Source organism: Gilliamella sp. LMG 34359 (assembly GCF_984569085.1).
Genome location: NZ_OZ474906.1, coordinates 342978 through 358953, shown reverse-complemented (window position 1 = coordinate 358953; position 15976 = coordinate 342978). Strand labels below are relative to the sequence as shown.

Genomic DNA, 15976 nt, shown 5'->3' with positions numbered 1-15976 from the left:
TTTTACTCATCTTTTTTATTACGTCAAATGATCTATTTTGATCGCCATTTAAATAAAATAAGATCTTTTATATGATCTTTTTATTTTTATTACTATTAAGGTGGATCCTTTTTGTTGATAACTCGTTTTTATGATTATTTTATAGGATCTTATCGATCGTTTAATTCTGTTAATTGATCGGATCTTTTTTTAGTTTAACCTGTTTATAACTTCTATTTTTATCCACAACGTTTTTGCGTTTCAAGGTTATTAATGCGATTATAACAGCTTTTAAGCTGGGTTTATCACAGAGTTATCCACAAAAAATAAATTCGTTTGCTTAATATTTTAGCTTTTATTGTTTAGGATTTAATCTCTACCATTAAGATCATTCTGACTGAAAACAATTTATAATATTAAATATTAGATCAATAAAATATAATGATGAGTATTAAAGATTTCTATATAGTTCAAAATAAGATCATCGAACTTAGTGATATCAACCTACTTACTCAGTTTTGTTGGTAAATTAAATTTGTTGCTATTAAAGAATAAAAGAGTGTATAGATTTACAAGAAGAGTATAATTATTTTAAATCCGTATTTTAAAGCAAAGTTAAAATTGGATAATTAGAGCTCATATTCAAGTTTAATCTCGTAAGTTTAATAGTTTAGTTTTGAGCAATTTAGAAAATACGTCTTAACCAAAGAAATTACTTCTTTTTTAATTAGCGCTGATCTTTTTAATATTCAAATTGATGGTGTTATTTATCGAGGTTGGTTAGGTGATTGTTCTTTTCAGGCAGGTGATGAAGTAGTTGTTATAGCACAGCAGCAAAAAGATCATTATTAACTTTATGCATTAGATAAACTAGCTGAGCGGATAATCAGTATGTATCCTAATTGTAGTAAAGGACTAATTGCTTATTTAATCCATTAAGCTAAATTGTTACTATTTATGATCGTTTTAGTTATGATTTTTTTAATCTATTTTATATTTTAGCTTGGGGTAGTCTTTACCATTACTTCACTTAACAACAGAATATATCTTTTTTATGAAACCTACATTTTTAGCGTGTAGTATTTCTAGTTGCAATAATTATTGAGTTTATATCTAGTGCGATTAAAAAAACGAAAATTACTGAAAAATTTTTAGTACTTTAAATTTGTCAAAAATAGCTAGAATGGATTCAGAGGTTATTATTAATAAAAAAGTTGCTAAATTAAAACAAAAAAGCAGCATAATTGTATTAAACCTTCTAAAATGTTCTTTCTTGGAAAAGATGAAAATAATTTATTTTATTATTAGTGATTAATAATGTGTTAAATATTTATAGCTAAACGTTGTTTTAGCTATCTTATTATTTTGTTTTTTTATAAGTTAACTCGTTTTATTATAGCTATTTTTAATAGCTAGTTTAGCTAACTTGTTTTGTTATTTATAAAAGAGATTGATTTTTGTAAAAGCAAATTTATACTTAGTACGATTGTATTTTTATTGTGAGGTTATTTTATTACTCTTTCACAGTTACCTTTACCTTTAATATTACCTAATAATGAAAACTTTGATAGTTTTTATGTGGGTGATAATCAATTATTGTTTGATTCTTTGCAAACCTTATTTGATAAGGAAGGTTTCAATGTCTTTTATATATGGTCAGCAAGTGCAGCTGGTCGCACGCATCTATTACATGCTTCAAGTCAAAATAAATTAGCCAGTTATATACCATTAAAACAACATGTTTTGCTGGTCCCCGAGATTTTGCAAGGTTTAGATAATTATGATTTGGTCTGTTTAGATGATATTGATGCGATAGCTGGCCATCGTGACTGGGAAGAAGCTATATTTGATCTATTTAACCGGTTAACTGAAAAGAACGTTAGTAAATTATTAATTACTGCCAGTGCACCGCCTAAACAAATTCCTTTTATATTACCTGATTTAGTGTCTAGATTAACGTGGGGACAAGTTTATCAGTTAAAAGAGTTAAGCGATGAAGATAAATTAAAAGCTTTACAGCTTAGGGCTAAATTAAGTGGCTTTGAGTTATCAACTGAAGTTGGGTTATTTTTATTAAAACGTGTTAACCGTGATATGCGAACTTTGTTTTCTTTAATGGAAGAGTTTGAAGTTGCAACGTTAGCTCAACAACGTAAATTAACCATTCCTTTTATTAAACATATTTTGGATTTATAAAATGATAAAAAAACCTGAAGCTATCGTTTTTTTCGATTTAGATGGCACCTTATTTAATAAAGATGTAGATGTGTTACCTAGTACTTATGATGCAATTAGAAAACTAAAACAAAATAATATTGTACCAATGATAGCAACAGGTCGAACCCCGCCAGAAGTCCTCGATTTGATGAGGGATACGGGTATAGATTCCATTATTGGTATGAATGGTCAAGTCGTTATTTATGAAAAAAATGTCGTTTTTACCAATAATATCGATAAAAATGTGATTACTCGACTGTATGAATATTCAACAAGGGAAAATAATATTCCTTTGGCTTTTTATAATTATAAAATGATGCGAGTATCTGAAAATGGTCAACCAGCACAAAAATTTTATCACCATTTAAAACAAGATGTTCCACCTGTTGATGATCAAATCTATTTAAAAGAACCTATTCAAATGTTGCTATTACTTTGTGAACAAGGCGAATCACTTTATCGCGACCATTTTCCTGAACTAACCTTTATTCGAAATACGCCTTACTGTGTTGATGTATTTAATCATGGTGGGTCGAAAGGCAGGGGAATTAATGAATTGTTGAAAACTCAGGGTTTTAGTGATGTCCCTACTTATGCATTTGGTGATGGTATGAATGATTTTGAAATGTTCTTAACCGTTGATCATCCCATTGCTATGGATAATGCCGTTGATGCCTTAAAAGATAAAGCTGAATATGTCACTGATAATAATAATAATGATGGTATAGCTAAAGCATTAAAGAAATTTGGATTAATTTAAATATAAAAAAAATCATCTAATTGTTTAGGTTAGATGATTTTAAATTTAATTAATTTATCGTTATATTTTTATTTAATGATATTGTTTATAACCAACACTATTGTTACCAAAGCAGTGATCATAATCAAAGCCGGTTAACTCTTCAACTAACGCTCTTATTTCTGGGGTTGCATCTTCTTTTTTACCACCTTTTTTCAATCGATCAAGCTCTTGAATAATAAGTGCATGGGTAGATTTGTCCAATTTCATACGGTAAGTGAAGAAAATACCTAATAACGCCATTCCACACACACCAAAGATTAACACTAAGTTAATTGCAGTAACTGCACTTTCTGGTTGAACAGCATCTACGCCCGACACAAAACCAGAGTATTTTAGTACAATACCTAAGACAAAAACGATAGTTGCCCGCATTAATTTACCCGCCATGGTCATTGCACCTGCATAGATACCTTCACGACGTCTGCCTGTTAGTACTTCATCTATATCAGCTAAGAAGGTGTATACGCTCCACGGAATATAATAAACCCCACCTGTTCCTAAACCAAACCAAATAGTAATACCAATAACAATCCAAGTAACATGGGGCATATTAAGATAGTAGACACCGATATAGCCAATTACCGACGATATTACGATTAATATTGCAATAACAAATGGTCTTTTGAATCCACGTTTGACACACCAAGCCATAAAGAAGGCGGTGGAAATTAATTGGCAAATACTACTTAAACTATTCATTTGCGAAACAAAGGTTTTTGGTTGGCCTAAGTTAAATACTACGAAATAAGTAAATGTTGCCGCAAATAGCCATTCAGCACCAAAGCCAAATAGATACATACCTAAATGGTTTCTAAATGTTTTTAAACGGAAGGTTGAAAACACATCAGAGAATAATTTAACAATGCTTTCCCAAAGACCAGAGGTTGTTTCATCTTCGATTTCATCAACTGATTTTTCCCAACTATTTAAGTAAAGTAGAATTAATGCAACAGCCATGATAGATGCATAAGTAATACCTGTTAATAGGAATGGTAGTGGTGAGTCTTTACCATCAAATAGGTAGAAAAATACACCAGGGATAGCGGCAGCTAAGAAGTTAGCTACTTTACCAAACATCGCTTTCGAACCAGCTAAATAAGTTCGTTGATCGAAGTTTTTGGTCATCTCTACCGGTAAAGTATTATATGGGATCATAATCATGGTATAGATGAATTCAAATAAAATATAGGTAGTTAAGTAGTACCAGAAATTCATCCCATCAACCCAAAGCAATGGGTAAATAATCATACACGGAATAGCAAATAGGATGAAGAATCGACGGCGACCAAAACGACGTCCAAGTTTAGTATGGTTAAAGTTATCAGTAATAAAACCCATTAATGGATTTAAAATAACATCTAAATAAGTCGCAATAGAAAAAATTAACGTTGCTTGAAATGCCGAAAGTCCACAAAAAGTTGTGTAAAAATATAGTAACCAAGCAGCACTAATTGCCAGCGCACCACTTCCTATCAAATTACCACTACCATACGAAAATCGAGTTAGTGTGGTTATTTTTTTCTGATTATCAGCCATAAATCTATTTCCTTTAATAATTATGAAATACTGTTTTAAAATTATTATCGAAATAATACTAAATTTATACAAGTTAATTTTAATTTTTTTTTAGAAATGTGACATTGATAACAAATTATTTTGTTTTATAAGGCAAATCTATTAATATTATTTAATAAAAATATATAAATTTCATGATGTTATTCTTTTGTTTGATATTATTTTCTGAAATTGTGATCTTATTAACAGAAAAAATTAATAAAATAATAAAAAATATAAAACAGGATTTCAAAAAATAATTTTTAAATTTAGGAAAACAAGAATGAGTCAATTTAAATTAAAAAAAATACCGCTTTTAATGTTTTTGTCTACCTTCCCTATCTATACCTTTGCAGATCAAACAACTTTTCAATATGAACATAACTGGAAATCAATGGATAGAATTCATGGCGATACGATAAAGTTAATTCATAAAACCGATAATAGTTGGCAATATGAATTTAAATTTGGTGTTACTGAAGGCGGTGGAAACAAACGTGATGTTTTATATGATGATATGCAAGGTGGCTCAGGTGGTGTTGTCATTCAAAAAACGATTACGCTTGATGATGGTTGGGGGGCGATTATTCCTTCATTAGAATTAGGATTTAGTAAAGATTCAACGCTTTATCAACCCGGATTAAAATATAGTTATAAAATTAATAATGATTGGTCAACAAGTTTTCGTTATCGTTATGAATGGAAAAAAATATCTCATGCTGAACGTTATAAAACAGCAAAAATATCTGGTCAACAAGTTAAATATGTTGCGAGTAGCAATACAGGAAGGAATCGTTTAGATTGGGCATTAATATATTCAGGCATTAAGGCATTTAACTTTAATTATACCTTTAACTATTATATTGGTGATTATACCAACAATTCTTATAAAGCCTTGAAGAAAGGTTTTTCTAAAAATGAGTATAAAGCTTATAACAATAAAAAAACGGATTATGAGCAAGAATTTAAAATTACCTATAATTATTCAAAATTATTCCGCCCCTATTTTTCTATTTCTGATGTGTCAAAAAGTAAAACTACAGATACTAGACAAGCTAAGTATAAAGTTGGTTTCAATTACGCTTTTGGTCAATCAAATAGTAAAGATTCCGATTTTGCTTACAAAACCTATTTCAAATATGCACATCATTATGGTTTAACTTCCCATTATCATGGTGATAGTTTTGGCTTATATACTGATTTTGATAAAAAAGGTTATGTTGGTCTTAGTGTAAATACCTATAACCAATTGAAAAATAGATTATTCTTTGATGATATTGTTTCAAGCCATTATCAACTATATGGTGGTTACAACTTTTATTTAGCTGATCAGTGGGTACTAACACCGAATATGGAAGTTAGATTCTATTCTGGTGGTGGTTATAAAGCAAAAAGTAAAGAAAACTTACCGCATTATCAACTAGGTGATGTGAGTGATTCACAACGCCCAGGTGTCCGTTATTCTCCTGCTTTAAAATTGAGTTGGTTACAAAGCGATGATGTAGCGTTTTATAGCCAATATCGATATGAATATCGTAAAGTTTCAAGAACTAAACGTGAAGATAGTGTCCAAGGTTATATTGATAACCGAGCGCGTAATCGTTTTGATATAGGTACTGATATTAACTTATCTCCTGATTGGAATGTTGGCTATCGCTTCTCATACTTAAAAGGAAATTATGTATTACATAATGATAAAAAGCATGATTATCAGCAAGAGTTCGATATAAATTGGCAAGCAACTAAAGCTTGGCAGGTTAACTTGGCTGCTGAGGATGTGGCGAAAAGTCTCCATTCTGACGCAAGGGAAGCTAAGTTAGCACTAGGATTATCTTATCTATTTTAATCAATAAAGAAGGTGTTAAAAGTGGTGGAATCATGTTAAACAGAATAAAGAAAACCTTTTTCGGACTTTTATTAGTTGTCTCTTCAATCAGTCAAGTAATGGCAAGTACGGTTATACAAGGTTATGTTTATGTCAATAAACCTATTATTTCATCGGTGATAATCCGTGATGCTAATAATAAATTTTTAAAAACCATAACTAATAGCGAAGGGTTTTATCAACAAGATGTTTCTGAACTGACGCCACCACTAATTGTTTTTAGTAATGAAAACTCACTTGCTCGAACAGCGGATAGCAACCAAACTTGTAATGGTAACTGTTTGGTTTCATATGTCTACAGTTTAGCAAAAGATCGGCAAAATACCGTTAATATTAATCCATTAACTGATTTTTTAGCTAGTGAACTAGCTAAACAAGTAAATCTTTTAGGTCCAGAAGAGTTTGTTAATAATCAATTGCCTTTTTTAATAGATGATGCTGCATTAAGCAATGCTTATAAAAAATTTCATTTATTGTTTGATAATGCATTACCTCAAGTAGGCATTATCGCTAAATCGTTTGATCCAGTTACCACAGTTAATCAAGATATCAACCAGCTACTTAATGTAATGCTCTTTAATCGAGGATACGATTCATCTATTGGTAAGGTGAGTGGAACCGTATTGTTTGATATGCGTTTAATACCTATTAGCCAAGATTCGCCTTTTAATTATTCCCAAGCGGTTAAGCAACAAGAAAAAAATATAAATGCTAAACAACGTATTTTTATTTTAGGCGATTCGACAGCGTCTAATTATGATAAAAAAGTTTATCCAAGAATGGGATGGGGGCAAGTTTTTGATCGCTTTATTAATGATAAGGCTGATATCGTTGTCATTAATGGTGCGCAATCTGGCCGTTCAAGCCGTAGTTTCAAAACGGAAGGTTGGTTTCATTTGATGAAGCCTTTTATGAAAAAAGGCGATTATATGATCATCGCTTTTGGGCATAATGATGAAAAATGTGATGGTAGCAATCCAAAACGCGGTAAAGTGGATGTGGCTAATTTATGTACCTATCCAAATGATGATAATAATCAAAAACAGTATCCATCAAAACAAGAAAATATGTCATTCCAATCTTCTCTAGAGAGTTATCTTGCAGTGGCAAAAGAGTTAGATATGACACCAATTTTAATGACTCCTGTCACCCGTTATAAAGATCACAATAATAAAATAGCTTATCAAGATCAGAATAAAAACCCTGTTAGCCATCTCCATTACACCACCAATAAACCCGGTTTTGCTTATTGGGGCGATTATTCCAATACCATCAAACATACCGCTAAAGTTAACCAAGTTGCTTTAATTGATTTGGAATCCTTGAGTATTAATTTTGCTAATCAGCATAAAGATGACTGGCAGTCTTACTGGTTAGTTGTTGATCCTAATGATCCTAAATATCCCTATTATAAAAAGCAATCTTCCGGTGTGATAGGCAATCCTGACGCAACGCATTTTCAAGAAAAAGGTGCACTAGCGATAGCTGAAATTATAGCCATAGCAATCAGCAATCATCCTGATATAAAACAAGATATTGTTGATCTTAATAAAATTCGTCAATAAAAAATTAAGGTATCAATTAAAATGAAAAAACGACTAATAGCGCTGTTAATTCCATTAGCCATTAACTCATATAGTTTTACAAGCTATGCGTTATCACCAGCACCAATAAAAATAAAACAGGCACTTGATGTTGCGCCTGAAAATGGTTTTGCTGGTTTCAATTTAGCTACCAATAGTGGAACAACAGGTGGATCAAAAGCTAAAAAAGAGATGATCTTTTTAGTTAACAATAAGAAAGATCTTTTAGAAGCTATTAATATAAATAAAGATCAACCTCGTATTATTCAAGTTTCAGGGGTGATTGATATTAGTGAAAACAAACCTTACAAAAACTTTGATGATCAAAAATCACGTTCGTTAATCAAAATTCCTAGTAATACTACATTGATCGGTGTTGGCGATAATGCTGGTTTTATCAATGGCTCAATAATGTTATCTAAAGTAAATAATGTCATTATTCGCAATTTAAAAATTGAAGCCCCAATTGATATTGAACCAAAATTTGAAGAGGGTGATGGATGGAATGCTGAATGGGATGGTATCAACATTATCTCCTCAACTCATGTTTGGGTTGACCACGTCACTTTAACTGATGGTACCTTTACCGATGATATGTATCGTGAAAAAGATGGCTGGAAATATGTACAACATGATGGTTTGTTAGATATTAAACGTGGTAGTGATTTTATTACTATCTCTTATTGTCTATTTGAAAACCATGATAAGACAATGTTAATCGGTCACAGTGATAAAAATGCTGATCAGGATGAGAATAAATTAAATATCACCCTTCATCATAATGTCTTCACTGATATCACTCAACGTGCGCCAAGAGTGAGGTTTGGTAAAATCCACATGTATAACAACCTTTTTAAAGGGACTGTGAATAAATCTAAAACAGTATACCCATATCAATACTCTATTGGTTTAGGCTATAAAGGCAGTGTACTTTCGGAAAATAATCTATTTTTGATTGATGGTTTAAAAGATAGCTGCAAAGTGGCTAAACAATTTAAAGGCGATAACCTTCAAGATAAAAACTCTCTATTTAATCAATCTAAGTTGCAATTATCATCATGTGGTTTTGATGATAATTTGCGTTGGTCTGTGCCTTATCAATATAACTTGGATGATATTAAGCAATTTAGCAAAAGTTACAGCCGATTAGTTGGTAGTGGAAAACTTTAGAATTATTGAAATAAACAAAAATGTTAGGGTCTATAATGAAAAAAATATTAACTTCAATACTTTGTCTATCTACGCTTTATGTTAGCGCAGCTTCTGCACAAGAGTGGAAAGCGATAGCCTTTGGCCAATCGACAGACTTAAATTTTGCCTCACTTATCAAACCAGAAAAAGTGGGAACCAATAATGCGTGGGTTGCCGGTGAAAAAGATTTTTTAGTTCCAAATCAACCTTATCCATTACCATCAGATTTCTACCTAGAAAGTCGAGGCGGTAAAATTGCTAACTCGCATGATGGTATGGTGGTGTTTTATACCCAATTACCGGTTAATCAAACATTTACTTTAGAGAGTGATGTTACCTTAGAACAAATAGGACCGGAAGTTGATGGTAAAACGCCCGCTGCTCAAGAAGCAGTTGGTTTATTTGCGCGTGATACCATTGGTGTTGCGCGAAGTGAACCACAGCCTGCTGGTTATGAAGAATTTCCAAATGCTTCAAATGTTATTATGAATGCATTAATTACGCAAAATCAGAAAAATGATAATTTAGTAAAAGTAACCGGCTTAGTGCGTGATGGGGTTAAAAAAGCATGGGGTAATGAAGGCATATCCATTGAGAAAGTCGCTTATGTTGAAAATGTTAATTATGTTGATGTAAAAAGTATGCATTTAACAATGACTAGAACGGCAGATCAATTTATCTTATCGATGAAAAATAATGCCACAGGTGAAGAGAAACAGTGGGCAACTAATGATTATTCTGGATTTTTAAATCAACAAGATAATCAAAATATTTATGTTGGTTTTTTTGCTTCGAGAAATGCGAAAGTTGAGTTTAAAAATTCTACCTTAACTCTTAAGGATGAAAAAGTTAATTATGATAAATTACCTGCTAAACCAGAGGTAATAGTGGATATTAAACCAACGTTAATTTTGTCCTCACCGCAAAATGCCTATAGTAAAGATTATACATTACAATTTTTCCCAAATACTTCTGGTACCGTATTGGTTAAGGAAATTAATAAAAAGTTGAATGCCGAAGTTGGTAAATTATTACAGTTTCCAACTCAGTTAAAAGATGGAAGTAATACCTTTACTGTTGAGTTTAAAGATAAAGCAAATACTAGTACCCAAACTTTTACCGTTAATCTAAATAAATCATCGATTGAAAATTTATCTAAAATCATCGTTTCACCAGAAGGTAACAAAGATAATAAAGGTACTCATCAATCACCGGTTGATTTTCAGACCGCGGTTAATAGTGTTGAGCCTGGTGGGGTTATTTATTTGATGGATGGTTATTATAATGGTGTTACCCTACCTGAGCAATTAAGTGGTTTACCGGGTAAATTAAAAACGATACAAGCCATTAATAAGCATAAAGCAATTTTTATCAATACTACGTTTAATTTAGATAGCCATTATTGGTCTATTAAACACGTCATCTTTGATGGAAATATTGATAATAAAGACAATAAGCCCGCTTATTTAAGAATTTCCGGTAGTCATAATGTGATTGATCAAGTTGTTACCCGAAATAATAGTGATACTGGACTGGCAATATCAGCAAAAAAGAAAAATCAAAATCGAATTTACTGGCCTTCTTATAACTTAATTGTTAACTCTGATTCTTATAATAATATGGATAAATCAGGGAAAAATGCCGATGGTTTTGCCGCTAAGTTAGGGGTGGGTAAAGGTAATGTCTTTAGAGGATGTATTGCCCATAACAATACTGATGATGGCTTTGATCTTTATAACAAGATTGAAGATGGCCCGAATGACCCAGTATTAATTGATAGTTCCGTAACGTATTCAAACGGTTTTCCTTTCTCAAAACCTAATATTGCTAAGGGAAGTATTGGTAATGGTTTTAAATTAGGTGCTGAAGGGCAACCGGTAAATCATAAAATTATCAACTCGATTTCATTAAACAATAATATGGATGGATTTACTGATAACTTTAATACGGGTTCTTATATCATGAGCAATAATATTTCAATTAATAGTGCGCGATATAATTATATTTTACGAGCTAACCCTTATGAGTTTTTAAAACCAGAGGTTACTTTTGAACATAATTATTCTATTCGAGATAGTTGGGATTCAGCGATAAAAGATTCATTTGGACCACAAATTAAAAGTATAGATTTTAAATCGGTGACCAGTGATAAATTATGGCCGGGCAATACTGACTTTAAAATCACTCGAGATAAAAACGGTAATATTGTGTTACCAAAAGAGTTACAAACATTAATTGAAAAAAATAAAGTTAACTAATTAAAAAATAACGCGCTAAATCTAATAAGATTTAGCGTTTTTCATCTTTACAACTTATCTTTGCAATTTATGTTTTCAGCTACCACTCTTATTACTCAATTTTGATTGCCAATACGTTATTATGTTTGTTTAATAATATGTTGTTGAGAAATATATTGCAGTTAAAAAATTATATTTAAAGATAACTTTTATTTATTGAATAGCAATTATTAGAAGTAATGAAATGTGTTATTTCATCGATTAAGCTGAAATAACACAAGTTTTGTTGAAGGTGTAGATACTAAATTAAGCTAACAGACTTTTGATATAAGCTGTGATTTCTGGGTCTTGGCTGTTTTCAAATAAACATTTTTGGAAACGCTCACCTCGGATCGCATCTTTAAGTAATGATTGATCAATTGATTTCAATGCTTCGATTAAACTTTTTCCTGCTGCATTTTTCATATCATTTAAAATTACCGCATTAGCATTTTGTGATTCACGACGCTCAGGCGGATAGCCTAATCCTTTTTCGCCATCAAAAGCTTTTTCAAAAATATAACGCGCATTAAGTTCAGCTCCCCATCCAAAACCTTTAGCAAAAGCAAGAGATAACGCATTACCATTATTTACTTGTGCAAATAAATAGGCATCAGTAGGTTCAATACAATAACCACAGTTAACACTAGGGAATGCGTTTAACGCCATTAAAGCGCCTTGGCCTGTTCCACAACCGGTGATAACAAAATCAACTGCTTTGCTGTTTAATAAAATAGCGCTAATAATACCTAAATGAACATAAGTTAATTTTTTATCATTGTCGCCATCCATGCCGACGTTAAAAACAGTATGTCCGTATTTCTCAGTTGCGTTTTTTAATTCATTTAAAATAATTGGATTTTTAGCTGCTTGGCTAAATTCGTTCATTAGTGCTATTTTCATGATTTTCCTCTATTTTGTGTGAAATAATAACCAAACACATTATGGTTATTAGTACATTTCGCTTTCATTATAAGCCTGCAAAAAAATATATCAATTTTTTTAACTAAAATAAAACGATGTTTTAATAAATTTGTTGCAATGTGATGAAAGTCACAAAATCGTCTTGGTTTTTATATTACTATATTTAATAAATTATCATCTTTTAAACAGTTAATAATATTTATATGCAGGGAGTTTTATATGGCTAAGGGGAATATCGTAAGGCTATCTTATTCATCATTTACTGATGAAGATTCAAAAAATGAAATTATTCGGTTAACGCCAGAAGGTATTTTATGTCATCGTAATTATTTTTATCAAAAATGTTTTACCAATGATGGCCAAAAGTTACTTTTTGCGGGTGAATTTGATACTAATCGCAACTATTATTTACTCGATATTGAAAACCAAACAGCAAAACAACTTACTGAAGGACCAGGTGATAATACTTTCGGTGGTTTTTTATCTCCAGATGATAAATTTTTGTACTATGTTAAAAATGAACGCAACTTACAACAAGTTAATCTAGAGACGTTGGAAGAAAAAAATGTTTATACTGTTCCTGATGACTGGGTTGGCTATGGAACATGGGTTGCTAATAGTGATTGTAACGAAATTGTTGGTATCGAGATTGATAAAAAAGATTGGACACCACTTACTGATTGGACAATATTTAAAGCATTTTATGATAAAAATCCGCACTGCCGTTTAATCAAAATTGATATTGAAACTGGCGTAGCTAAAACAGTTATTGATCAAAATGTATGGTTAGGTCACCCTATTTTTAGACCTTTTGATGATAAAACTATCGCATTTTGTCATGAAGGACCTCATGATTTAGTTGATGCCAGAATTTGGTTAGTTGATCGTGATGGTAAAAATGAGCGTAAAGCACATGATAACTTACCTGGTGAAAGTTGTACTCATGAATTTTGGGTACCAGATGGTTCAGGATTAGCTTATGTATCTTATATGAAGGGCCAACAAGAACGCTATATTCGCCTTTACAATCCAGTCACCAATGAAGATAAAGAGATCATGGAAATGCCAGCGTGCTCTCACTTAATGAGTAATTTTGATGGTACGCTCTATATTGGTGATGGAACAGGAAGCCCAGTAGATGTTATTGATACTAGTGGTTATAAAATAGAGAATGATCCATGGCTGTATATTCTAGCACCTAAAACCAAAACAGCGCATAAACTGGTTAAACATAATAGTACTTGGCGAGTTTTAGATGGTGATCGTCAAGTGACTCATCCTCATCCATCGTTTTCACCTGATAATAAATATGTTTTATATTCATGTGATGCACAAGATGAACCCGCACTTTATTTAACTAAAGTGCCAGCTAACATATTAGAAGAAATGTGATAGACCCGTTTTGTCTATCATAACTAGAACGGAGAATATAATTATGTCGATTTTAAATAAATTTTCACTCAACAATAAAATAGCGCTAGTAACCGGCGCTTCTTATGGCATCGGCTTTGAAATAGCAAAATCGTTAGCTGGTGCAGGAGCGAAAATCGTATTTAATGATGTCGTGCCTGAAAATTTACAAAAAGGACTTGAAGCTTATAAAGCCGCTGGCATTGATGCTCATGGCTATTTATTTGATATTACCGATGAAGCCACTGTTGAAAAATCTATTGCCCAAATTGAAAAAGAACATGGTGTGATTGATATTTTAGTTAACAATGCGGGTATTATTCAGCGCAAATCAATGCTGGAAACCAGTGCTGCTGATTATCGAAAAATTATTGATATCGACCTTACAGGTCAATTTATTATGGCAAAAGCGGTGCTTCCTTCAATGATCAAAAAAGGTAGCGGTAAAATTATTAACATTTGTTCAATGATGAGTGAGCTTGGTCGTGAAACTGTTGTTGGATACGCATCAGCTAAAGGTGGTTTAAAAATGTTAACCAAAAATATCTGTTCAGAATTTGGTCATGCCAATATTCAATGTAACGGTATTGGTCCAGGTTATATTGCAACACCGCAAACAGCACCATTACGTGAAAAACAAGCCGATGGTTCTCGTCATCCATTTGATCAGTTCATTATTGCTAAAACACCTGCAGGACGCTGGGGCACACCTGATGATTTAGCTGGCGCTGCAGTATTTTTAGCATCAGAAGCTTCAAATTTTGTTAATGGCCATATTCTTTATGTAGATGGTGGTATTTTAGCTTATATCGGTAAACAACCTTAATAAAATAAGATTAAAAAAATTAAATGGTTTAAGAGATAATAAGATAAAGGGATGTATTTTATTATCTCTTGTTTATTTTATAAATTTAGGAGTGATGTCATGTTTTGTTTTAATGCAGATATTGAATTAATTGATTTAGGAAATGGAGTTAAACGTAAAGTTTTAGCGCACGATGGTAATATGATGGCAGTCGAGGTTCATTTTGAAACTGGGGCGATTGGGGCAATGCATCATCATCCACATGAACAATTAACATATGTTTTATCGGGTGAATTTGAATTTACTATCGGTGATGAGACTAAAATTGTTCGTGCTGGCGATACATTATACAAAAAGCCCAATATTGAACATGGTTGTGTTTGTAAACAAGCTGGTGTATTACTTGATATGTTTACGCCACAACGATTAGATTTTTTATAAAATAGCTTGTTCATTATTAATTATGATATACTTTCGATAGTTTTAGTTGTTCTAAGTGATCATTTAATAATAGAATAATGACTATTTTTCAGTAAGGAGATGTGCTAATCATGAGTGATAGCTCGCCAGAATCGGTTGCTTCGGTTTTAAAAGTTTTCGGAATTTTAGAAGCTTTATCTGAATCTAAAGACATTGCTATATCAGAATTATCGCAAAAAGTAATGATGCCCAAAAGCACAGCCTATCGTTTCTTGCAAACTATGAAATCATTAGGTTATGTTAATCAAGAAGAAGATTCAGATAAATATTCTCTTAATTTAAAATTGCTTGATCTAGGCAACCGAGTACTTTATCACCAAAACTTCTTAGCTATTGCTGATTTAGAGATGAGAAAGCTAAGAGATAAAACCAAAGAAACGATCCATTTAGCTGTTCGTGAAGGTGACCAAATTATTTATATTAATAAAGTGGCATCCGAACAGTATAGCCTTTGCTTAACCTCTAAAATCGGTAATCAAGCGACGGTACATGCAAGTGGATTAGGTAAGGTTTTATTGGCTTGGTTAGATGATGAAAGCAAAAAAAGCTTAGTTAACAGTATTGATTTTGTTCAATACACGCCGAAAACCATTACCAGTAAAGAGGCTTTTCTTGCTGAACTAGATGAAGTTAAACGTCTAGGCTATGGCAAAGATGATGAAGAATCAGAACTTGGTTTGCGTTGTTTTGCGGTACCTATTTATAATCGTTTAGGTAATATTATTGCTGCGTTAAGTTTATCAACCTCTATCTTTAGATGTAGTACAGCGGAAGATGAAGCTAAACTGGTGAGTGAAATTAGCCAAGCTGCCGCCAAAATATCTGAATTAATTGGTTATAATAATCAGTCAAAATCATCAGATTAAAGGT

Annotated in this window: 12 protein-coding genes; 10 read left to right on the top strand and 2 right to left on the bottom strand. The window is 32.0% G+C overall.

Translation table 11 applies throughout. The annotated features are described in order from the left end of the window. The first annotated feature begins 1491 nt into the window (after positions 1-1491). Positions 1492-2175, top strand: a complete 684-nt coding sequence (hda, locus tag AC5LXV_RS01790) for a DnaA inactivator Hda (RefSeq protein WP_493467955.1) — start codon at positions 1492-1494, stop codon at positions 2173-2175. A 1-nt stretch (position 2176) separates the two neighbouring features. Next, positions 2177-2956, top strand: coding sequence for a Cof-type HAD-IIB family hydrolase (locus tag AC5LXV_RS01785; protein ID WP_493467228.1), 780 nt, complete (start codon positions 2177-2179; stop codon positions 2954-2956). A 72-nt stretch (positions 2957-3028) separates the two neighbouring features. On the opposite strand, the gene AC5LXV_RS01780 is transcribed toward AC5LXV_RS01785, so the two are convergent. Next, positions 3029-4534 (bottom strand): MFS transporter, encoded by a 1506-nt coding sequence (locus AC5LXV_RS01780; protein ID WP_493467227.1) that lies wholly within the window; start codon positions 4532-4534, stop codon positions 3029-3031. A gap of 301 nt (positions 4535-4835) precedes the next feature. On the opposite strand from AC5LXV_RS01780, the gene AC5LXV_RS01775 reads away from it, so the two are divergent. From AC5LXV_RS01775 to AC5LXV_RS01760, 4 genes are read left to right on the top strand one after another with little or no spacing between them, the layout of a single operon-like run. Continuing rightward, on the top strand, positions 4836-6398 hold the full coding sequence (locus AC5LXV_RS01775) for an oligogalacturonate-specific porin KdgM family protein (protein ID WP_493467226.1): 1563 nt from the start codon (positions 4836-4838) through the stop codon (positions 6396-6398). Positions 6399-6430: 32 nt separating this feature from the next. After that, positions 6431-8002, top strand: coding sequence for an SGNH/GDSL hydrolase family protein (locus tag AC5LXV_RS01770; protein ID WP_493467225.1), 1572 nt, complete (start codon positions 6431-6433; stop codon positions 8000-8002). Positions 8003-8023: 21 nt separating this feature from the next. Further along, positions 8024-9190: a pectate lyase family protein gene (locus AC5LXV_RS01765; protein WP_493467224.1), complete on the top strand. Its 1167-nt coding sequence runs from the start codon at positions 8024-8026 to the stop codon at positions 9188-9190. Between the two features lie 35 nt (positions 9191-9225). Next, a complete protein-coding gene (locus AC5LXV_RS01760; protein WP_493467223.1) occupies positions 9226-11469 on the top strand; it encodes a right-handed parallel beta-helix repeat-containing protein in 2244 nt (747 codons plus the stop codon). A 285-nt stretch (positions 11470-11754) separates the two neighbouring features. Here AC5LXV_RS01760 and AC5LXV_RS01755 read toward each other — a convergent pair whose 3' ends face one another. Continuing rightward, entirely contained in the window at positions 11755-12390 is a 636-nt protein-coding gene (locus AC5LXV_RS01755) for an RpiB/LacA/LacB family sugar-phosphate isomerase (protein ID WP_493467222.1), read from the bottom strand. A gap of 240 nt (positions 12391-12630) precedes the next feature. On the opposite strand from AC5LXV_RS01755, the gene AC5LXV_RS01750 reads away from it, so the two are divergent. The 4 genes from AC5LXV_RS01750 to kdgR all read left to right on the top strand — a co-directional run bounded on the left by AC5LXV_RS01750 (position 12631) and on the right by kdgR (position 15972). Further along, positions 12631-13803, top strand: a complete 1173-nt coding sequence (locus tag AC5LXV_RS01750; RefSeq protein ID WP_110432214.1) for an oligogalacturonate lyase family protein — start codon at positions 12631-12633, stop codon at positions 13801-13803. 49 nt (positions 13804-13852) lie between these two features. Next, entirely contained in the window at positions 13853-14647 is a 795-nt protein-coding gene (locus AC5LXV_RS01745) for a gluconate 5-dehydrogenase (RefSeq protein ID WP_110432229.1), read from the top strand. A 99-nt stretch (positions 14648-14746) separates the two neighbouring features. Further along, positions 14747-15067 (top strand): cupin domain-containing protein, encoded by a 321-nt coding sequence (locus AC5LXV_RS01740; protein WP_110432215.1) that lies wholly within the window; start codon positions 14747-14749, stop codon positions 15065-15067. A gap of 110 nt (positions 15068-15177) precedes the next feature. After that, the gene (kdgR, locus tag AC5LXV_RS01735; RefSeq protein ID WP_493445618.1) at positions 15178-15972 is read left to right on the top strand and encodes a DNA-binding transcriptional regulator KdgR; all 795 of its coding nucleotides are present in this window, start codon (positions 15178-15180) and stop codon (positions 15970-15972) included. The last annotated feature ends 4 nt before the right edge of the window (positions 15973-15976 follow it).

Bases quoted from the DNA above. Each gene is read 5' to 3' on its own strand.
- AC5LXV_RS01780 (WP_493467227.1), bottom strand. From the start codon at position 4,534: ATGGCTGATAATCAGAAAAAAATAACCACACTAACTCGATTTTCGTAT.
- AC5LXV_RS01765 (WP_493467224.1), top strand. From the start codon at position 8,024: ATGAAAAAACGACTAATAGCGCTGTTAATTCCATTAGCCATTAACTCA.
- AC5LXV_RS01760 (WP_493467223.1), top strand. From the start codon at position 9,226: ATGAAAAAAATATTAACTTCAATACTTTGTCTATCTACGCTTTATGTT.
- AC5LXV_RS01770 (WP_493467225.1), top strand. From the start codon at position 6,431: ATGTTAAACAGAATAAAGAAAACCTTTTTCGGACTTTTATTAGTTGTC.
- AC5LXV_RS01785 (WP_493467228.1), top strand. From the start codon at position 2,177: ATGATAAAAAAACCTGAAGCTATCGTTTTTTTCGATTTAGATGGCACC.
- AC5LXV_RS01755 (WP_493467222.1), bottom strand. From the start codon at position 12,390: ATGAAAATAGCACTAATGAACGAATTTAGCCAAGCAGCTAAAAATCCA.
- AC5LXV_RS01750 (WP_110432214.1), top strand. From the start codon at position 12,631: ATGGCTAAGGGGAATATCGTAAGGCTATCTTATTCATCATTTACTGAT.
- AC5LXV_RS01740 (WP_110432215.1), top strand. From the start codon at position 14,747: ATGTTTTGTTTTAATGCAGATATTGAATTAATTGATTTAGGAAATGGA.
- kdgR (WP_493445618.1), top strand. From the start codon at position 15,178: ATGAGTGATAGCTCGCCAGAATCGGTTGCTTCGGTTTTAAAAGTTTTC.
- AC5LXV_RS01775 (WP_493467226.1), top strand. From the start codon at position 4,836: ATGAGTCAATTTAAATTAAAAAAAATACCGCTTTTAATGTTTTTGTCT.